This window comes from Lactococcus formosensis (assembly GCF_037892375.1).
GTDB classification, from domain to species: Bacteria; Bacillota; Bacilli; order Lactobacillales; family Streptococcaceae; genus Lactococcus; species Lactococcus formosensis.
Map to the genome: position 1 here is coordinate 1,451,259 of NZ_CP141721.1, position 19,837 is coordinate 1,471,095.

At 36.0% G+C, this 19,837-nt stretch carries 16 protein-coding genes; 14 read left to right on the forward strand and 2 right to left on the reverse strand.

Features of this window, described 5'->3' with window-relative positions:
* The first annotated feature begins 25 nt into the window (after window positions 1-25).
* The 9 genes from VNN39_RS07070 to nagB all read left to right on the forward strand — a co-directional run bounded on the left by VNN39_RS07070 (window position 26) and on the right by nagB (window position 9,249).
* Window positions 26-2,386: a CDP-glycerol glycerophosphotransferase family protein gene (locus tag VNN39_RS07070; protein ID WP_338997238.1), complete on the forward strand. Its 2,361-nt coding sequence runs from the start codon at window positions 26-28 to the stop codon at window positions 2,384-2,386.
* A 3-nt stretch (window positions 2,387-2,389) separates the two neighbouring features.
* Window positions 2,390-3,412 (forward strand): XcbB/CpsF family capsular polysaccharide biosynthesis protein, encoded by a 1,023-nt coding sequence (locus VNN39_RS07075; protein ID WP_338997239.1) that lies wholly within the window; start codon window positions 2,390-2,392, stop codon window positions 3,410-3,412.
* A complete protein-coding gene (gene tagD, locus VNN39_RS07080) occupies window positions 3,405-3,830 on the forward strand; it encodes a glycerol-3-phosphate cytidylyltransferase (RefSeq protein ID WP_285012244.1) in 426 nt (141 codons plus the stop codon). Before VNN39_RS07075 ends, tagD begins: the two co-directional genes overlap by 8 nt.
* Window positions 3,831-4,262, forward strand: a complete 432-nt coding sequence (locus tag VNN39_RS07085) for a hypothetical protein (RefSeq protein WP_017369164.1) — start codon at window positions 3,831-3,833, stop codon at window positions 4,260-4,262. It abuts the gene before it with no gap.
* 21 nt (window positions 4,263-4,283) lie between these two features.
* Window positions 4,284-5,468 carry a CDP-glycerol glycerophosphotransferase family protein gene (locus VNN39_RS07090; RefSeq protein ID WP_338997243.1) on the forward strand — a complete coding sequence of 395 codons (1,185 nt, stop codon included), beginning with the start codon at window positions 4,284-4,286 and terminating at the stop codon, window positions 5,466-5,468.
* A complete protein-coding gene (locus tag VNN39_RS07095) occupies window positions 5,458-6,603 on the forward strand; it encodes a CDP-glycerol glycerophosphotransferase family protein (protein ID WP_270265138.1) in 1,146 nt (381 codons plus the stop codon). The genes VNN39_RS07090 and VNN39_RS07095 overlap by 11 nt, the downstream gene beginning before the upstream one ends.
* A complete protein-coding gene (locus tag VNN39_RS07100; RefSeq protein ID WP_253008372.1) occupies window positions 6,600-7,490 on the forward strand; it encodes a phosphodiester glycosidase family protein in 891 nt (296 codons plus the stop codon). Before VNN39_RS07095 ends, VNN39_RS07100 begins: the two co-directional genes overlap by 4 nt.
* Before the next feature lie 10 nt (window positions 7,491-7,500).
* Window positions 7,501-8,409 (forward strand): LCP family protein, encoded by a 909-nt coding sequence (locus VNN39_RS07105; protein WP_017369160.1) that lies wholly within the window; start codon window positions 7,501-7,503, stop codon window positions 8,407-8,409.
* Window positions 8,410-8,541: 132 nt separating this feature from the next.
* The gene (nagB, locus tag VNN39_RS07110; RefSeq protein ID WP_004256319.1) at window positions 8,542-9,249 is read left to right on the forward strand and encodes a glucosamine-6-phosphate deaminase; all 708 of its coding nucleotides are present in this window, start codon (window positions 8,542-8,544) and stop codon (window positions 9,247-9,249) included.
* A gap of 37 nt (window positions 9,250-9,286) precedes the next feature.
* On the opposite strand, the gene glpK is transcribed toward nagB, so the two are convergent.
* Together glpK and VNN39_RS07120 are read right to left on the reverse strand one after the other, a co-directional pair.
* On the reverse strand, window positions 9,287-10,777 hold the full coding sequence (gene glpK, locus VNN39_RS07115; protein WP_338997249.1) for a glycerol kinase GlpK: 1,491 nt from the start codon (window positions 10,775-10,777) through the stop codon (window positions 9,287-9,289).
* Window positions 10,778-10,880: 103 nt separating this feature from the next.
* On the reverse strand, window positions 10,881-11,489 hold the full coding sequence (locus VNN39_RS07120) for a TetR/AcrR family transcriptional regulator (RefSeq protein ID WP_338997251.1): 609 nt from the start codon (window positions 11,487-11,489) through the stop codon (window positions 10,881-10,883).
* A gap of 254 nt (window positions 11,490-11,743) precedes the next feature.
* Between VNN39_RS07120 and VNN39_RS07125 the strand changes: the two genes are divergently transcribed.
* The 5 genes from VNN39_RS07125 (at window position 11,744) to VNN39_RS07145 (ending at window position 19,812) form a co-directional block, all read left to right on the forward strand.
* Window positions 11,744-16,003 carry an acyl-CoA dehydratase activase-related protein gene (locus tag VNN39_RS07125; protein WP_339006993.1) on the forward strand — a complete coding sequence of 1,420 codons (4,260 nt, stop codon included), beginning with the start codon at window positions 11,744-11,746 and terminating at the stop codon, window positions 16,001-16,003.
* A 159-nt stretch (window positions 16,004-16,162) separates the two neighbouring features.
* Window positions 16,163-17,212 carry an oxidoreductase gene (locus tag VNN39_RS07130; protein ID WP_096368111.1) on the forward strand — a complete coding sequence of 350 codons (1,050 nt, stop codon included), beginning with the start codon at window positions 16,163-16,165 and terminating at the stop codon, window positions 17,210-17,212.
* A 12-nt stretch (window positions 17,213-17,224) separates the two neighbouring features.
* On the forward strand, window positions 17,225-18,079 hold the full coding sequence (locus tag VNN39_RS07135; protein WP_165713842.1) for a hypothetical protein: 855 nt from the start codon (window positions 17,225-17,227) through the stop codon (window positions 18,077-18,079).
* Window positions 18,080-18,179: 100 nt separating this feature from the next.
* Window positions 18,180-18,893, forward strand: coding sequence for a GntR family transcriptional regulator (locus VNN39_RS07140; protein WP_017370103.1), 714 nt, complete (start codon window positions 18,180-18,182; stop codon window positions 18,891-18,893).
* 124 nt (window positions 18,894-19,017) lie between these two features.
* On the forward strand, window positions 19,018-19,812 hold the full coding sequence (locus VNN39_RS07145) for an SDR family NAD(P)-dependent oxidoreductase (protein WP_096368113.1): 795 nt from the start codon (window positions 19,018-19,020) through the stop codon (window positions 19,810-19,812).
* Window positions 19,813-19,837 lie beyond the last annotated feature (25 nt).

Sequence of the window (19,837 nt, forward strand, 5' to 3'; positions counted from 1 at the left end):
AAAATAGAATAATTTAGAGGGAAATATGAAAATATCAATTATTGGTTTAAACATTTTTGGAATTGGCGGAACTTCAAGAAGTAATCTTAATACTATTTATGAGTTTTCCAAAGATAGCAATAATGAAATAACTTATTATAATTTTGCGGATTTTAGCAAAGTAGATGTTTTAGCACTTATGCAGCGAGAAGTATTTATGAGAGATATTAAATATCAACATTTAAATGATATTTTTAAAATCTCTTATGATGAATGTGATACAAGCTTATATATTATTACAAGAGAAAGCTTTTTTGCTTTAGGAAAATTTCTGAGAGCTAAAAGACCGAATGCAAAAATTCTTGGAGAAATTCATGCACCATTAGCGTATCTAGATGATGCTTTGGGAGATGATTTACCCTATTTTTCAGCTATAAGAGTTGCTACTGAGAGTATAAAACAAGGTTTTATTAAGCAATTTGGATATGATAACGTTTTTGTCCAAAGAGTAAGTCTCGCGCATATATCACGTATGAACAAGTTGGAAAATTCCTTAACGACTAACTTTGTAGTTTTTTCACGTTTTTTTGAAAAACAGAAAGATATTACTTATTCGTTAAAATTGATGGATTACTTAATTAATTATTTAGGGTGTAAGGAAATAAAATTTTACATAAAGGGGGATGGACCTGCCCAGCTACTATATGAAAATCTTATCCAATATTATAATTTAAAAGAGCATGTTTTTATTAATTATGTATTACCAGAGAATTATATTTATTTATCCACAGCAAGCCTAGAAACTCTGGGTTATTCAATAGTAGAGGCGATAAGTGAATCCAAACTGGCTTGTGTTTATGAAGGAGATGATAAAGTTAACTTGGAAAACTTCGAGAAAGTCAGCTCTATTTCATGGTTGAATAAAGACTTGAGTCATGATGCAAATGTTTTACTTAAAGTTATGCAAACGACTTTGACTAACGAAGAAATAAAAAGTGATGTTGAAACGATATTAAAACCATCGAAGGATTACTGCCAAAATATTTTGTATCAGGTTAGTAAGTTTTCAAAGAGGACCTCACAAGCAAGTAATGAAGTTAAGCTTTCAAATAAAGAAATCAGTGATATTATCAAGAAGCTTTCTACGAATACAATAGAAGCGGATGATATTTTATCAAATTTAAGGAGTTACTATTTAAAAATCAAACAATATCCTATTGTTGGTCCCATTTTAAAAAATAAAAATATCAGAAGACAGATAAAGAAGGCTATTTTAGCTGTAGGAAGCAGTACGCAGCCCAAATTGGAAGTTAAAGATGATTATTTTTTCATTGAGTCATTTCACGGTAAAAATTTTTCGGGAGATCCTAAGCACTTGGCTCTAGCAATTTCGGAAAAGTATCCAGAAGCTAAAATTTTTGTAAGCTCCACTAATCAACTTGTTGATATAGCAATCAGAAGCTATGGATTTGAAGCGGTACGACTTGGTACTAAGGCTTATCTCAAAGCTTTCACGCAGAGTAAATATGTTTTTCATAGTGCCAATACCTTAGATAAGGCTGGAAAAAACAAGGGACAAATCTTTATCCAAACTTGGCATGGTTTCCCAATTAAAAAAATGGTTTCCGACTTAGAAAACAAGGAACAGAGAGAACAAGAACTTAATGCTTTTATTCCGAGGATGAAAAAATGGGATTACCTCATAACATCGTCTGATTATCATACTCAACTCTTAAATTCAGCCTTTCTTCTTAATAAAAACTCAAAATTAAAGGTTTTATCATTGGGAGCACCGAAAAATGGGTATTTGATAAAAAATAAGGAGAACCAAAATGAGTTGAAAAAAGTGCACTTAAAATATTTTAATCGCCCCTTAATTGAAGGAAAAAAATATATTCTGTTTTGTCCGACATGGAGAAAGAATGAACGAAGTGAGGTAACTTCTATTGATTTAAAAGAAGTCATTAACCAACTCCCAGAAAACTACGAAATTATTGTTAAACTTCATCCACATGAAGCACAATTAAGGAGAGCATATTCAAATCTGGATGCACGTATCCACTGTTTCTATAATGAACTTGTTGACATTCAGGAATTATACTTACTAAGTGATATTTTAATATCAGATTACTCATCAGCGGTATTTGATTATGCCCATCTACAAAAGAAAATTATTCTTTTACAAGAAGATGTTGAAGAATATACACATCAGATAGGAATGTATTTTGATTCTGAGTCACTTCTGAAATTGAAGGGGAAGAATTATACAACTGAGGAACTTGTTGAAAATATTCTGTTATCTGGTGAAGAGGAAAAATATGAGTACAATTCGCTTATTGTTAAAGAGCTGTTGAATAAAGATAGTATGCACTCAGCCAATGATATTTTAAAAGAGATAGGACTATGATTAATGAAAAATGAAGAAAAAATTTTAAGAGTAACATATAAAAAGAAAATTCGAAATTATAACTACGAACGCATTATTGTTGATTTGAAAAATTCAAAAAATATTATTGCCTTGAGTAAAGAAAACGAGATTTTTTATAATCTCTACAAGGACTTGCTGGCCAATGATTTTATGTTTTATTTTCATCAAGGAACAAAATCTTATTTTATTAAGCGTAAGTTAATTGCGCAAATTTGGAAACGTAAAGATTTAATTTCATTTGGTGATTTGTTTTATACCGTTGAAGAACCGCATCAAAAAAGAAAAAATTTAGTGGCTCCTTTACGCTTAGTTGTTGTTTTTTCGGGAAATGATGTTAAAAATTATTATAATCCTAACATTGGAGTACGTTGCTTTACCAAAAATTATCCAACACTTCAAAATGTTGTTTTAAAAAACACGATAGTTATGAGAATCATGGATTTAAATCTTTCTCATGGTAGTCATTATATCAACACGGACAATTATCCTCATTTTGAAGATGATGTTCAAGGTGCCATCAGAGCTGTCATTGAACGCTATGATATCAATAAAGAAGATGTTGTCCTTTATGGTGCAAACAAAGGCGGGACAGGGGCGTTCTATCATTCGATGTTAGGTGATTATAAGTCTTTAAGTATCGAACCCATTATCTCTATATTAGATCGAAAAAGTTTATTACAAGATAATTATTTTTTAAAGGGATTAAGAAAAGACTCACTTCTGAGTGATTTACTTGAACTAGATAAACAAGAATTCCGATATAAAAAGATGGTGATTGGTAGCCCGGTTATTCCGTTTAATTACGATATGTATGGGCAGTTGGAAAATGAGAACATCAATATCATTGACGTGTTGGATAATGCAATAGATGAAGAAGGAGAGGTTTATCCTGAAACTATTGCGGAACAAACAACATTTATTAATAACTTATTGCTTGAAAGTAATAATTATAAAAATAAAATGGAGGTAATTAAAAATATTTATAAGGAGGCTGGGAATGTCTAACGTGAAAAAGATTTTAGTCGCAGGTACCTTCGACATTCTCCATGAAAGCCATGTAGATATGTTACGTAATGCCAAGAATCTTGGTGATAAGCTGATCGTTATGCTTTCGACAGATGAATTCAATGCCCAAAAAGGAAAAAAAGCTTATCAGGAATATGCGACGCGTAAGTATATATTGGAATCTATCCGCTATGTGGACCTTGTGGTACCTGAGCAGTCTTGGGAGGACAAAGCACTCTATATCGATATGTTTGAGGTGGATATTTTTGCCATGGGCGATGATTGGAAAGGGAAATTTGACTTCTTGAAAGAACAGTTTCCTGATCTGAAAATCATGTATTTCCCACGTGGTAAAACTTCATCTTCAAGTATCAAACAAGATTTAGGGAAGATGTATATTTCTAATATTAAAGAATAAATGAATGATATAAAAAAGATTCTTTCAAAGTTAGGCTTGGTTATTAATCCGCTTAAATTAATAAAACTATTGAAACAAGTTGATTATTTATTTAAGCATCGCCAAAATAATTACCCCAATGATCGAAAGTCAACCGACTTATATTTGAAAATTGATAGTAGTGTGTATATTTTTCAAGGTAAAAAATTTTCTAAAGTAGAAAATTTACCTGAGGTATGCAGTTTAATAACTTTAAGTGAAGAGTCTGTGACTAAAAGCTTAGCACTTTTAGGAAAAACTGAACAAACAGATATCAATTCTTTATTAAAAGCTTTAAGTAACGTAAAAAATGCAGATACTTTTCACAAAGTAATTGGTGAAATTTCAGAAGATTTTTCAACAAACTTATCAATGAGTCAGTTAGTTAAAACAGTAAGTAAAAAATTAATTTAGAATGTAAGGAAAGGGACAATATTGATTTTATTAGCGAGACTAAGACTAATTTTTATAAGAACAATAATGTACCCCTTTCTGTTTATCTTAGGTGTAGTTTTTAAGACAAATTCAAAGATTGTTTTGTTTACTTCTTTTAATGGTAAATCCTACTCGGATAATCCACGTTATTTGTTTGAATACATGAGAGATTCGGAAGAGTTTTCTGATTATCAATTCATCTGGGCTTTCAAAAAGAAGCAAGCAATAGCAGGAGCAAAAACGGTTAACTTTAACTCACTCCAATATTATTACTATCTTTCTAAAGCAAAATATTGGGTCTTTAATGCTAAAATGGCTCCTTATTATTATAAGAAGTCAGACCAAATCTACTTACAAACTTGGCATGGTGTCCCCCTGAAGCGGTTAGGTCACGATATTATTGATAATGGTTCAACTTACTATAGAAGTAAACAGAGTTACAAACAGATGGTGAGATCCTATGATAAGGACAGTAGACATTGGGATTACCTTGTCGCTTCTAGTCCTTTTTCCGCTCATGTATTTGAAACAGCATTTGCTTTTCCGCAGCAAAAAATGCTCAAGGTCGGCTATCCACGGGTTGATTGTTTGATACATCCAGATCCTGCTAGGGTTGAGGAATTAAAGAAGAAGTATCATTTGCCACTAAATAAAAAAATAATTCTTTATGCTCCAACATGGCGAGATAATTCTTATAGTAATACGGGCTATACTTTTGAATTAAAGGTCGATTTTTACAAGTGGAAAAGGGAACTTGGAGAAGACTATGTCGTTTTGTTCAAACCACATTACTTGATTTGTAGCACTTACCATATACCTCAGGATTTAAACAATTTTATCTTTTTCATGGATCCAAATCAGGATATTAATGATGCTTACTTAGCGAGCGATGCTCTGATTACTGACTATTCAAGTGTATTCTTTGATTATGCTCAACTGGGAAGACCTATTTATTTTTATATGTATGACCTTGCACATTATGCTGAAGAATTACGAGGTTTTTATCTCAAAGTGCCCGACGATTTACCTAATGATCCCGTAAAAACAGAAGAAGAACTCCTAAAAATGATTAAAGATGATTGTTTTGACTACCAAAGGCTGTATGCGTTTAACAAGAAGTTTAATCCGTGGAATGATGGCAGTGTTTGTGAAAAAATTATAAGCGAGGTTTGTAATGAAAATTAAATCCATTGTGTTAACCTTTATTTTAGCGCTTTTCTACCCGTTCACTTTTCTCTGTCGTGTGCATCAGAACCGGATTACTTTCATTTCGCTTGAGCATGAAAATCTGTCCAAGGATTTCAAAATTTTGCATGATGAATTGGTCGTAAATCAAGAGTACGAGATAAAAACCTTGCTCTTTAAATTTCAACCAACTTTCTGGGGCCAACTCCAATACGGATTAGCTTGCATTCAGCAACTTTTTGTCCTTCAAAGTTCTAAACTGGTGATTATTGATTATAACAACTTCGTCATTTCTAAATTTCCCCATCGTAAAGAGGTCAAAGTTCTTGAGATTTGGCACGCCACAGCAGCTCTAAAAAACTTTGGTAACTGTGTCCAACGAGATTACGAAATTAAAAACTATGATTATGCTATTGCTAACTCAGATTTTTATAAAAGAGTGTATGCACAAGCTTTTCAACTCCCAGAGTCTCACGTCATGGTTACAGGCATTCCTAATAATGATAAAATTTTCGATGAACATTTTGTCAAGGCAACTAAAGAGCAACTTCTTAGAAAGTACCCTGCTTTAGTAGGGAAAAAAGTCATCACTTATGCGCCAACATTTCGGGGACGGATTAGTACTTACTTTAAAGAGGTAAAACTTGATTTGGCACGTGTACATCAAGATTTAGGTGAAGATTACGTTATCATCTACAAAGCACACCCGCTGATTTCGGGTTCTGCTTATGAGAGCAATCCTCATGTGCTCTTTATTGAAGAAGAGCCCATCTCCTTAATTTTCTGTGTTACGGATGTACTGGTGACCGATTATTCGGCAATTGCGGTGGATTGGATGGTCTTTGACAAACCTATCGTTGCTTATGTTCCCGACTTTAAAAGTTATTCTAAAAAACCAGGCTTAACAATAGATTACCTACAAGAATTTCCTGGAGACGTTACTTTTAATGAAAATGAGCTCATTCAAGCACTCCAGACAACAGATAGAGCTTCCTACAAAAAAGAAAGAGCTATCTTTTTCCAGAAAACCTACAACTATCGAGATGGGAAGGCAACAGAACGTGTGCTTAGGTTGATTGAAGATCTTATGGCTGAAAAGGCAGTAGAGGAGGATATGGAGAGAGTTGAAATATGAAAATTAAGAAAAAACGAAATAAGTTAGGTTGGTTTATTACCTTTGTCCTTTTATTGATTGTAGGATGGGTTTCATTTATGTTTATTGGTCCTAAAAAGCAAGAAAATTTACATGATCAAGCTCAAAGTGTACAACGTACAGATCAAGAGGAAGGATACATTACATCTAATAGTTCGAAAGAAGCAGTTACGTCTTCTGAAAATATTGTCAAAGATACAGGGGAAGCTAGCACGATAAAACTAAACTCGAAAGAGGGAGGAGACAAGTTTACTGACCTTTCATCTGGTAGCTTTAAAATTTACAAAGCCAACAATGTTGAAGTATTAAAAACGGCAACTTCAATTGATGCTCCAGCTTTTACTTTGCAAGAAGTGATGCAAAAATATCCTGAGGCTTTAATCATGAATGCTTCTGGCTTTAATATGAGCACTATGCACATCACAGGGTTTCAGATGAACAATGGGAAACTTTTTAAGGATTGGGGTTCAGATAAGAGAGCTAACAACGCCTTTGTTATCAATAACGACGGCAGCAGTCAAATCTATGACTCTTCTGTCCCTGCCTCAACAATCATTGAAAATGGTGGGAAAATGAGTTTCAGTTTTGGCTCTGTATTAATTCGTGATGGTCAAATACAGAAAAATGATGGTTCAGTGAATTGGATGATTCACTCTTTCATAGCCAATGATGCACAAAATAATCTTTATCTTATTATCTCGGATACAAGTACAGGATACGATCAAATTATGGATAAGTTTAAAGAATTAGATTTAAAAAATGCAGTTGTTATGGATGGCGGCGGATCAAGTCAAATGGCCTTTAAAGGTGAAGTAGTATACCCGAGTCAGGATCAACGCTCAGTTAATGATTTTATCATTCTTAAATAAGGAGAGAGTTATGGAAAAAGAAACTTATAGACGGTCAGGTGGAAAGAAAGCTACTAAAAAAAAGAGTAAGTTTCCTAAAGTTATCGGCATTACTTTACTTGTCTTGATACTTGTTTTTACTGGCTTAGGAGTATTCTTCTATCAAAGTTCAAAAACAGCTATCAATAAGGCTAATACCTTGCATCTTGCAGAAGCGCGTCCTGTAAACTTAAAGAAAGGAGAAACATTTACGACTTTAATTCTTGGAACAGCTCGTGTAGATAATGAAAAAGTACTTATGACTTCCAGTCTTACTTCTACAAATGCGAAGCTCAAAAAGACAAGTCTTATCAATGTTCAACCTCTTTTAGTTTTTCCAGATCAAACAACGCTCTATCAAAGTTATACTCAGGGTGGAGCAGAAGCAGTAAGCAAGAAGTTTAATGAAACCTTTGATACAGAAACTAATAAAGTAGTGGAAATCAACTTTGATAACATGGGGAAACTGGTCGAGGCTAGCGGGGGAATCGTTGTGCAAAATACAAAAGCTTTTGTATCCAAAGGCTTCAAATTTGAGCAAGGGTCTGTAGAGTTAAAAAAAGCAGATGAAGTTTCTGCTTATCTCAGCTTGCTTAATTCTAATGATCAGAAAGGCTATACAGATAGACTACAAGATGTGGCTATTGCTACTTTTGAGAATTTGAAAAAGCCTTCTGTTCTTGCGCGACACTCTTTAGCGATTCTGAAAAGCTTCCCTGAGGTTGTCAATACTAACATCAGTTTTCCAGATTTTATGAATATGGTTAAACACTATAATAAGGCGCTTAAGGTAAGTAAAATAAACGTTCATGCGACTAAAATTCCAGGAAATAAGACCCAACTTGTTACTCAAGAAACGCTAGATAAGGTCAAGAATAAATTTGAAAATACTTTAAAATAAAAACGGCATCAAGTCGTTTTTATTTATACTTTCATAAATAAAAAAATTGGTAAAAATTGAACTTTCCTATTGACAAGGAAATAAATTAGAGTTATAATGTGTATATACCAATTTGAAAAAGGAGACTCTCTCATGAAAGTTATCACAGTAAAAAACCAACTTGAAGGCGCAAAAATCGGCTTTGACTTACTCAAAGAAGCAATGGATAATGGAGCAAAAACACTTGGACTTGCTACAGGTTCAACTCCAGTAGAATTCTATAACCAAATCGTTAAATCAGATCTTGATTTTTCAGATATGACTTCAGTAAACTTGGACGAGTATGTTGGACTTGATGGTTCAGATGAACAATCTTACCGTTACTTTATGAGCAAACACCTTTTCAATGAAAAACCGTTCAAAGAAAACTTCTTGCCAAATGGTAAAGCAGCAGATTTGGAAGCAGAAACAAAAGCTTACGACCAAATCATCGCTGAACACCCAATTGATTTCCAAATCCTTGGAATTGGTCAAAATGGACATATCGGTTTCAACGAACCTGGAACTTCATTTGAAGAAACAACACACGTTGTCGATCTCCAAGAAAGCACAATTAAAGCAAATGCACGTTTCTTCGAAAATGAAGAGGATGTACCACGCCAAGCGATCTCGATGGGTATCGCTTCAATCATGGCAGCTAAATCAATCGTATTGATGGCTTATGGCGAATCAAAAGCAGAAGCAATTAAAGGAATGGTTGAAGGTGAAATCACTGAAGATATGCCAGCATCTATCTTGCAAAAACATGCTGATGTTGTTGTTATCGCAGATGAAGCGGCAGCAGCCTTGTTGAGCAAATAACATAAATAAAAAAGGTCCAGAATGCTGGATCTTTTTTTTATTTAAAGACGCGTGTTGCCTCAACAGCTTTTTTCCAGCCTTCATGAAGTGTTTGGCGTCGTTTTTCATCCATGTGGGGTTGAAAACTTTGCCCTTCTGTATAAGAGCTTTTTATTTCCTCTATGTCTTTCCAAAAACCGATAGCTAGACCAGCCAAGAAAGCAGCACCAAGAGCTGTAGTTTCAAGATCCTTGGCTTTTTGAACGGGAATATTAAGGATATCCGCTTGGAACTGCATTAAATAGCTATTATTAGCTGCACCTCCGTCAACTTTCAATAATGGAATATCAATTCCGGAATCTTCTTGCATCGCATCAATAATATCCTTGACTTGATAAGCGATACCTTGCAAAGTAGCTTTGATAATATCGTTGTTACTGGTGCCTCGTGTAATACCAAAGATAGCCCCACGAGCATCCTGATCCCAGTACGGGGCGCCTAAACCAACAAAAGCAGGTACAACATAGATTTCGTCATTGTTGGTAGAGGCCAAAGCCGCTGCTTCAGATTCTTTACTGTTATCAATCATTTTTAAACTATCACGAAGCCATTGGACAGACGAGCCAGCAACAAATACAGAACCTTCAAGGGCATAGGTAACTTGACCATTGATACTATAACCAATAGTGGTTAGAAGATTATTAGACAGTTGCGCTTCTTGGCCTGTATTCATAACGATGAAAGCCCCAGTACCATAAGTGCTTTTAATCATTCCGGGTTCAAAAGCCAGTTGTCCAAATAAGGCAGCCTGCTGATCTCCAGCCATTCCTGCAATAGCTATTTCTGAGCCAAAGAAATGATAGGGTTTCGTCATGCCGTAACATTCAGAATTAGAGACGGGCTGGGGAAGCATTACTGATGGAATGTTCAAGAGGTCAAGGATATCTTGATCCCATTGAAGGTTATGTATGTTAAAAAGCATTGTCCTGCTTGCATTAGAATAGTCGGTTACATGTGCTTCACCATCGGTTAACTTCCAAACCAACCAACTATCAATAGTTCCAAAGAGCAGTTCACCACGTTCAGCACGTTCCTGTGCACCCTCGACTTTATCTAAAATCCAGCGTATTTTAGTGGCTGAAAAGTAAGAGTCGATGACAAGTCCAGTTTTTTGGTGGATAAGTTCAGAATGACCTTCTTTTTTCAAAGCATCGGCTATGGCTGCCGATTGTCTAGACTGCCAGACGATTGCATTATAAATAGGCATACCTGTTTTTTTATCCCATACAACAGTTGTTTCACGCTGATTGGTAATACCAATCGCCCCGACTTCTGCAGGTTTAATCCCTGATTGGATAAGGGCTTCGGAGACAACAGATTGGACGGAATTCCAAATTTCGTTAGCATCATGCTCCACCCAGCCGGCTTGAGGAAAGTGCTGTTGCAACTCTTTTTGTGAACTGCCGACATGTTGTCCTTGCTTGTTAAAGATAATCGCGCGTGAACTTGTTGTCCCTTGGTCAATTGACATAATGTATTTTGCTTGCATGTAGAGCTCCTTGTATACTTCTCATTATCTTAATTATATCAGAAGTAGGAGAAGGGAGAAAGCTATATCTGCACTATAAAGCGAAAGTACCTACAATCGAATATTATGATTTTATATTTACACCTAAAACTGTCAAGTGACCATTGGAAATTAATTTAACGATAAGATGCGCAAAATCATTTGCTTTCATAGTACTTGGTAAAGAAACCCACCATTTGAGTGTGCCTGCCAAGATAGAAGTAATATAACTGATGACAAAATCACTCGGGACCAACACATCGTGCTCACGAATTTCCAACTTAGCGAAAAGCTCCGTATAACGTTCGGTTAATATCTCGATAAAACGATTGATAATCGTTTGGTCCTGTGATTTATCTATCACAATCTGTGCTACTTCTGGATTTTGACGTACAAAGTCGTAGAAGCGGGCTAACATCTTTTCAATATCATTGACATAAACATCAGTGCCGTCCACAGGATTTTGCTCGTCTAAAATTTTGATGAAATCCATAATAAAAGTGTCAATCAAACTGTCATAGAGATCTTGCTTGTCGGCATAATGGGCATAAAAAGTTGCACGATTAATCATTGCAGTATCAGCAATTTCTTGAATTGAAATTTTTTCAAATTTTTTATTTCTTAATAAAGAAAAGAAGGCTTGCGTAATCATTTTTCGTGTCCTTAAGACACGTAAATCATTTATTTTTGCCATATTAATACATTTCTCCTTTACTTGTAGGTTAAACAACAAAATGGTAGTATCTGTTGTTTATTATAGTCTTTTATGATAAAATCTACCGATTTAAGCTGTGTAAAAGACTTTTGACATAAACGACACACAACTTCTAAATGTTGCTTAAATGACATTAACTTGTAACTTGACGGTTGAAAAATGAGGAATAAATGATAAAATAGACAATGAATAAGATAAGCAACAGCCTGTCAAATAGAGAAGGAAAAAATAATATGAAAAGTTATAAGGCTGGAATTGATGTCGGTTCTACAACAGTAAAACTCGTTGTTTTTGATGAGGAATATCAGCTCCTCTTTAGTCGGTATGAGCGGCATTTTTCAGATGTAAAAATGGCCACGATAAAAGTATTAAAAGAATTATTGGCAGAACAAGGTGAGTGCACACTTACTCTGGCTATAACGGGTTCAGGCGGGATGGGACTTGCAGATGTTATTGATGTTCCTTTTATACAAGAAGTGATCGCAAGTTCGATTACAATCGAGAAATTTATCCCTGAAACAGATGTTATGATTGAACTTGGTGGTGAAGACGCCAAGATGACCTTTTTTGATGCAGGGACTCAAGAACTTCGCATGAATGGCACTTGTGCTGGTGGAACAGGAGCTTTTATTGACCAGATGGCAGCTTTACTGAAAGTAGATGCTGCCGGAGTCAATACATTAGCTAAAGACTATGAAAAAATTTATCCTATCGCTAGCCGTTGTGGTGTTTTTGCCAAAACAGATGTTCAACCCCTTCTTAATGAAGGAGTCCGTAAAGAAGACATAGCCGCATCAATTTTTCAGGCCGTGGTGAATCAAACGATTGCTGGTTTGGCTTCGGGTCGTAAGATCACGGGGAAAATCGCTTTTCTCGGAGGGCCACTCTATTTCATGAGCGAATTGCGTAAGCGATTTATTGAAACATTGGACATATCAGAAGAGGATGTTATTTTTCCCGAAAATCCCCAACTTTTTGTGGCAATGGGTGCTGCTCTAGCTGAAGAAACCAGAACAAGTACGATTCGCACTTTAATAGACAACCTAGAAAATGATAACAGTGACAGCTTGATTCCGCAGGATACTTTAGATCGTCTTTTTGAAAATGAACAAGAATTAACAGATTTTCGGACACGTCATGCTAAGGCAAAAGCAAGCTATAAAAAGCTTTCTGAGCATCACGGCGCAGCCTTTTTAGGAATTGATGCAGGATCAACTACCACAAAAATTGTACTGATTGATGGTGAGGGGCATATTCTTTTTGACCACTATGGTTCAAATAATGGCGAACCTTTGGAGTCGGTCATTGCTGTCTTGAAAGAAGTCTATCGTTTACTGCCGGAAGATGTTTATATTGCTAAATCTACAGTGACAGGCTATGGTGAACACCTGATCAAAGCTGCACTCCGAGTTGATTACGGTGAAGTTGAGACGATGGCGCATTATAAGGCAGCGGATTATTTTAATCCTGGTGTCGACTTTATTTTAGATATTGGTGGCCAAGATATGAAAGCCATGCGGATCACTGACGGGGCTTTAAGCTCAATATCTTTAAACGAAGCGTGTTCTTCCGGATGTGGTTCTTTTATTGAGACCTTCGCTCATTCTTTGAAATATGATGTGCGTGATTTTGCCGAAATTGCTTTATTAGCAAAACACCCAGTAAATCTTGGTTCACGTTGTACAGTATTTATGAATTCAAAAGTGAAACAAGTGCAAAAAGAAGGGGCCACTGTAGGTGATATCTCTGCTGGTTTAAGTTATTCTGTAATCAAAAATGCTCTCTATAAAGTCATAAAAGTCAAACGTCCTGAAGAATTAGGAACAAAGATTGTTGTTCAAGGTGGGACTTTCTATAATGAAGCTGTACTTCGTGCTTTTGAAAAAATCTCCGAACGTGAAGTTGTTCGTCCTTCTATAGCAGGACTTATGGGCGCTTATGGCTGTGCTTTGATTTCTCTAGAACAGGAAGAGTTTGGGCAAAAATCAAGAATTCTGAACTTGCACGATTTGGAAGATTTCAGCACACAAAAAGAATTTATGGTTTGTGGCCTTTGCGAAAATCAGTGTAAAATGACGTTGACGGTCTTTAATGACGGCAGTAAGTTTGTTACAGGAAACCGCTGTGAGCGAGGCGCAGAAAAAGCAACACAAGTAAAAGTTGACAAACGTGATAAAAAGGTTAATCTTGTCGACTATAAATACAAGAAACTTTTCAAATACCGGAGCTTAACCAAGAAAAAACAGACCCGTGGAGAAATAGGGATTCCTCGTGTCCTAAATATGTATGAAAATTATCCGCTCTGGCATACCATGTTAACGGACTTAGGTTTCCGAGTAGTATTATCCCCTAAGTCTGATAAAGAACTTTTTGAGAAAGGAATTGAAACAATTCCTTCTGATACGGTTTGTTATCCTGCTAAACTCTCACATGGACACATTATGTCCTTGATTCAAAAGGATGTTCCAGCTATCTTTTATCCTTCTGTGCTTTATGAACAAAAAGAACAAGACCAAGCAGAAAATAATTATAACTGTCCGATTGTTCAGTCTTATCCCGAAGTGATTCGTAACAATATTGATGAAATTCGAGAAGGTAAAGTTAAATACCTTCATCCATTTATTAATCTAGCTAATCAGGAAGGTGTAGCTGTCAATGTCCATAAAGCTTTGCTTGGTCAGGGTTTCAAAGTGGATTTATCTGAAGTGAAAGCTGCGGTTTTCCACGGTTTTGAAGAGATGGAGAACTTCAAGCAAGATATTCGGGATAAGGCAGAAGAGTTGCTCATGCAGATTAATCTGAACAAGGAAAAAGCTATCGTTCTCTCAGGTCGTCCTTATCATTTAGATCCAGAGATTAATCATGGTATTGCTGACATTATTACGCAAGAAGGCTTTCATGTTTTAACAGAGGACAGTGTGGCGCATCTCGAAGAAGTTGCAGGGCTCCGTGTCGTCAATCAATGGGTTTACCACTCACGCCTATATGCCGCAGCGCAAGTAGTGTGTAAAAATAAAAATTTAGAATTAGTACAATTGAATTCATTTGGGTGTGGTTTGGATGCAGTGACAACGGACCAAGTGGAAGAGATTATGCGTAACCATAATAAACTCTATACAGTCCTTAAGATTGATGAAGGATCAAATATGGGAGCAGTGCGTATTCGTTTACGTTCTCTCAAGGCAGCGGTTGCAGAACGTAGTCGACATAACGTTGAAAAACATACCCCAATTAAAGAAATTGTCGAAACACATCCTGTATTTACAAAAGAGATGGCCAAAAAACATACATTGCTCATGCCAATGTTGTCGCCGATTCATCAAGAAGGATTACTTGAGAATGCTTTTGAAGCTTCAGGTTACAATGTGGTTGTGTTGCCAGAAACCCAAAGCTCAGTGAACAACGGGCTAAAATTTGTGAATAATGATTCTTGCTACCCTGCAATTATAACGATTGGTCAACTTATCGAAGCTCTCCAATCTGGAGAATATGATGTGGACAATACATCTGTTATGATGACACAAACAGGTGGAGGCTGTCGTGCAACCAACTATATTCCTTTACTCCGTAAGGCGCTTATCGATGCAGGTTTCCCACAAGTCCCAGTGGTGAGTTTATCTATGGGCAATCAAGGGACAGAAAAAGGCTTCAAGTTTACTGTGCCACTTTTGACTCGATTCATGATTGCTGTGCTTTATGGTGACTTATTTGAGCGCGTAGTTTATCGAACACGTCCTTACGAAGCTGAAAAAGGTTCAGTCAATGCACTTCATGCTAAATGGTTAGAAAAAGCACAACATAATGTCAAATCTGCTTCGATTTTTGAATTCAACAAGAACATGAAACAGATAATCAAGGACTTTGATAATATTGAACTCCTTGATATTCAAAAACCTCGTGTGGGCGTTGTCGGTGAAATTCTGGTTAAATACAGCAAAACTGCTAATAATGATATTGTAAGCATTATTGAAGAAGAAGGTGCTGAAGCAGTAGTTCTCGATTTGATTGGCTTTATGAACTATTCTTTATACAACCAAATTTGGAAAACAGATGAGATTGGTTTTGCTAAGAAAAATAAATTGATGGCAAAAACGCTACTTTCTATTATTAATATGTTGGAAAAACCGATGGATAAAGCTTTACGTGCTTCTGACCGATTTGACGGTATTGAGTCCATTTATGAAATTGCGGCCAATACTGAAGGCATCGTTTCAGTGGGTAATCATACAGGTGAAGGGTGGTTCTTGACAGGGGAAATGATTGAGCTCTTGCAAAACGGGGTTCAAAATATCGTCTGCCTCCAACCTTTTGGTTGTCTTCCCAACCATATCGTGGGTAAGGGTATGTTGAAAGAGTTACGTCGCCAATACCCAGGAGCAAATATTAGCCCGATTGATTATGATCCAGGAGTTTCCGCGGTCAACCAGCTTAATCGTATTCGTTTGATGATGGCAACAGCTAAAAAAGCAATGAAAGAAAAAGTATCAGTTTAAAATAAATCTAAAAAAGAGCATCTTTACAAATGCTTTTTTTTGTACTTGATTTTAGTTGGAAATTTATATTCTTGACAATCCTATTTTAAAAAAGTATAATTCAATTTATATAAAAGTATAGTCTTTTATAATACAACATATATAATTAAGGGGAATCTTATGCTTACAATGGGATTTATCGGATTTGGAAAATCAGCTAATCGTTACCACCTTCCTTATGTTATTCTGCGTGAAAACATCAAGGTTAAAACAATTTTTGATTTACACATTAATGAGGAACTAGCAGCACCATATATGGAAAAGGGTGTGCATTTCACAACAGATTTAGAAGAAATGCTGAAGGATGACGACATACAGCTTATTACAATTTGTACACCAGCTCACACACATTATGAGCTTGCTAAAAAAGTAATTGAAGCTGGAAAATCAGTAATCGTAGAAAAACCTTTTGTCGATACATTAGAACACGCCAAAGAATTACTCGCGCTAGGTAAAGAAAAAGGCGTTATGGTGGCGCCTTATCAAAATAGACGTTTTGATGGGGACTATTTGGCAGTCAAACAAGTTATTGAGTATGGCTTGCTTGGAGACATTCTTGAAGTGGAGGCTCATATTGATTACTACCGTCCAGGATCAATGACAGAGGTGGGACCAAAAGAAGCAGGTGCGTTTTATGGCTTAGGTATTCACTCTATTGATAGACTCGTGGCACTTTTTGGGCGTCCTGAAGCAGTAACTTATGATATTAGAAACAATGAAGTTGCAGAAGCAGTAGATAATTATTTTGATGTTGATTTGCACTATGGAAACCAATTAAAAGTTAAAGTAAAAACAAATCATCTGGTGGCACAAGATTATCCAAGATTTATCGTTCATGGAACAAAAGGTTCATTTATTAAATACGGGGAAGACCAGCAGGAAAATGATTTGAAAGCTGGAATTATGCCAGAAGTTCAAGATTTTGGGGAAGATAGTCCTATGAATTATGGTCTCGTTAAATACCAAAATGCAAATGGCGATTGGATTGAAAAACAAATAAAAACTCCTGTTGGCGATTATGGTCGTTATTATGATGCTGCCTATGAAACCATTATTAATGGTGCTGAAAAACTAGTAAAAGATGAAGAAGTTATCACCAATATCGAAATTTTGGAAAACGGTTTTAGTCAATCTTCTCCTTCAGTTTATCGTTTAAACATGTTGAATTAGGAGATAAATATTATGAAGAGAATTTTAGGATATGAAGCTTCTGATTTTACACGAGAGAGTACATCAAAAGAACTTAAAGAAGCTATTTTAAAAGCAGAAGGACGCACAATACTCGTGGATCTAGCTGCAGAAAATGTACCACTCTATCCAGAGGTTACAAATGGTGAAATGGCGGCAGCTTTCGGTGCAGATTTATTACTTTTGAAAGATATTGATGTGCAAAAGATGGATATTCCTGGTTTAGGAGAAATTAAGAATGTTTCAGAGTTACGGAAGTTAACAGGAACAGCTGTTGGTGTTAATTTAATTATCAAAGATACCGGACCTGAATATAAGAGAGTGACAGAAACATCGATAAAGGAAGTTCTTCGCAAAGGAATAAATTTCTTATCGTTAACAGCATATGTTACGCCTGAAGCAAGCCCAGAGCGTATCGTAGCGGATATTAAGCTGGTACGTCGTTTCTATAATGGTTTCTTAATGCTGAATCCCGTTGTCTCACATGGCTCAGATTTGGTTTGGGAAAACTTAAAAGCCTATATTGATGCTGGAATTGATATGATTGATTTACCTGCTCCTGGGGCTGTACCAGGTACCACAGAAGAACAGATCGCACGATTAGCCTTTGCGATTAGAAAAACAGGAACTTTGGTGGACTGTGTGGTTGGAACTTCACAAGAAGGTGCGGATAAAAATACGATTCAAAGTTTAGCTTTGGCGGCTAAACGTGTGGGTGCAGATGTCTTTGAACTGGGAGATGCTGGTGTAGCTGGGATACCTGCTCCCGAAAACATTTTTCACGCTTCTATGAGTATTCGAGGAAAACGTCACACTTATGTGAGGATGGCGCGCTCAGCCAATCGCTGATAAAGTAAAAATCATAAGTGACTGTCACTTATGATTTTTACTTTATTTTCCTAAGATATTGTGTAATAATAATGAGAATGTCAGTTTATGAGGTCGGTATATGAAAAAGAAACAGCCAAAATATTTAGTAATTTATGAAGACGTTAAGGAAAAGATTTTGTCTGGTCACTATCCTATCAATTCTAGGATTGCGGATGGTAATACCTTAGTGCAAGAATATGATGCAAGTTTAATGACCGTGAAAAAGGCACTCGATATCCTTGTGTCGGAGGGCTTTTTGATTCGTCGTCGAGGTTATGGCACGATCGTCAAAGATTGGACCAAGGGCAAAAAAGCACACCTCTATGCAGTTGAAGGCTCTTCTAAACGTCATTCGGGTCAGATGGAATCAAAAGTTTTAACTTTTGAAGTCGAGCATCCAGATGTAGATATCGCTAATAAATTATCCATAGATGTGGACGATTTCATATATCGTATCGAGCGGGTAAGGTATATCAAAAAGGTACCAACGATTATTGAATACACTTATATGCCAATTTCTATTATTCCGCAATTAAAATATTCCCATCTTACGGGTTCCATTTATAAATATATTTTGGAAGAACTTGGTCTTGTTATACAGAGTTCCTTTCTTAATGTTAAAGGTGTACGTCCTAATGCTTTAGAAAAACAGACTATGCATCTTACTGATACAGATTTCTTGATGCAAGTCGAGCAAGTGGCTAATCTCGAGGATGGGCGTATTTTTGAATATTCGATTGCTCGTCATTTGCCTGAGTCATTTAACTTTGAGACAGTGATTTTTAACAACTAAATACAGGACAAAACTTACTTTTAGGTTCCTATATTACTCAAAAGTAGGTACTATACAAATAGGAAAATCTCCTATATAATGAAGGTAGTACAGAAGTGAAGCTAATGAAGGAGAGATTAATCAGATGGATTTAAAATTAACAAATAAACTCGCTTTAGTAACTGGCTCGACCAAAGGCATTGGACGAGCGATTGCTGAAAGTCTTGCGGCAGAAGGTACGGATGTTATTATTAATGGTAGATCTTTAGACGTTGTAGAAAAAGTAATTGAAGAACTTGGCCAAAAATACCCGAATAGAAGGTTTTATCCAGCAGCTCATGATTTATCAATGGAAAATGAACGCCAAGCTCTTTTTCAAGCTTTTCCAGAAGTTGATATTTTAGTCAATAATATGGCGATATTTAATGATGCGAAATTTGAAGATATCGAATTAGACGAATGGCGTCGTTACTTTGAGGTTAATTCAATCTCAGGGATTGCTTTAGCTCAATTTTACCTTCCTCAAATGAAGACAAAAAATGCTAATGGGCGTGTCATTTTTATCGCATCAGAAGCAGCAATTATGCCAAGTCCAGAAATGCCACATTATTCTATGACCAAAACGATGAATCTGTCTTTGGCGAAATCATTAAGTCGCGAAACAGCAGGTACTACAGTAACGATAAATACAGTAATGCCAGGATCAACATTAACTGAAGGTGTTGAGAGTTTATTGGCTTCACTTTACCCAGAGATAGAGTCTGTTGAAGAGAGAAGTCGCGCCTTTATGTTGAACAATCGTCCAACATCAACGATTCAACGTTTGATTCATCCTGAAGAAATTGGTAATTTTGTCGCTTATGTGGCAAGTCCTCTTGCAGGCGCTTTTTCTGGTGAAGCCCTTCGAATGGACGGTGGACTTGTTCCGACGATTTTTTAAACAAAGAAAAAACATTGGCCTTGAC

What these genes read in the sequence shown, in the direction of transcription:
- VNN39_RS07070 (WP_338997238.1), top strand. Translation starts at nt 26, where the DNA reads ATGAAAATATCAATTATTGGTTTAAACATTTTTGGAATTGGCGGAACT.
- VNN39_RS07075 (WP_338997239.1), top strand. Translation starts at nt 2,390, where the DNA reads ATGAAAAATGAAGAAAAAATTTTAAGAGTAACATATAAAAAGAAAATT.
- tagD (WP_285012244.1), top strand. Translation starts at nt 3,405, where the DNA reads ATGTCTAACGTGAAAAAGATTTTAGTCGCAGGTACCTTCGACATTCTC.
- VNN39_RS07085 (WP_017369164.1), top strand. Translation starts at nt 3,831, where the DNA reads ATGAATGATATAAAAAAGATTCTTTCAAAGTTAGGCTTGGTTATTAAT.
- VNN39_RS07095 (WP_270265138.1), top strand. Translation starts at nt 5,458, where the DNA reads ATGAAAATTAAATCCATTGTGTTAACCTTTATTTTAGCGCTTTTCTAC.
- VNN39_RS07100 (WP_253008372.1), top strand. Translation starts at nt 6,600, where the DNA reads ATGAAAATTAAGAAAAAACGAAATAAGTTAGGTTGGTTTATTACCTTT.
- VNN39_RS07105 (WP_017369160.1), top strand. Translation starts at nt 7,501, where the DNA reads ATGGAAAAAGAAACTTATAGACGGTCAGGTGGAAAGAAAGCTACTAAA.
- nagB (WP_004256319.1), top strand. Translation starts at nt 8,542, where the DNA reads ATGAAAGTTATCACAGTAAAAAACCAACTTGAAGGCGCAAAAATCGGC.
- glpK (WP_338997249.1), bottom strand. Translation starts at nt 10,777, where the DNA reads ATGCAAGCAAAATACATTATGTCAATTGACCAAGGGACAACAAGTTCA.
- VNN39_RS07120 (WP_338997251.1), bottom strand. Translation starts at nt 11,489, where the DNA reads ATGGCAAAAATAAATGATTTACGTGTCTTAAGGACACGAAAAATGATT.
- VNN39_RS07125 (WP_339006993.1), top strand. Translation starts at nt 11,744, where the DNA reads ATGAAAAGTTATAAGGCTGGAATTGATGTCGGTTCTACAACAGTAAAA.
- VNN39_RS07130 (WP_096368111.1), top strand. Translation starts at nt 16,163, where the DNA reads ATGCTTACAATGGGATTTATCGGATTTGGAAAATCAGCTAATCGTTAC.
- VNN39_RS07135 (WP_165713842.1), top strand. Translation starts at nt 17,225, where the DNA reads ATGAAGAGAATTTTAGGATATGAAGCTTCTGATTTTACACGAGAGAGT.
- VNN39_RS07140 (WP_017370103.1), top strand. Translation starts at nt 18,180, where the DNA reads ATGAAAAAGAAACAGCCAAAATATTTAGTAATTTATGAAGACGTTAAG.
- VNN39_RS07145 (WP_096368113.1), top strand. Translation starts at nt 19,018, where the DNA reads ATGGATTTAAAATTAACAAATAAACTCGCTTTAGTAACTGGCTCGACC.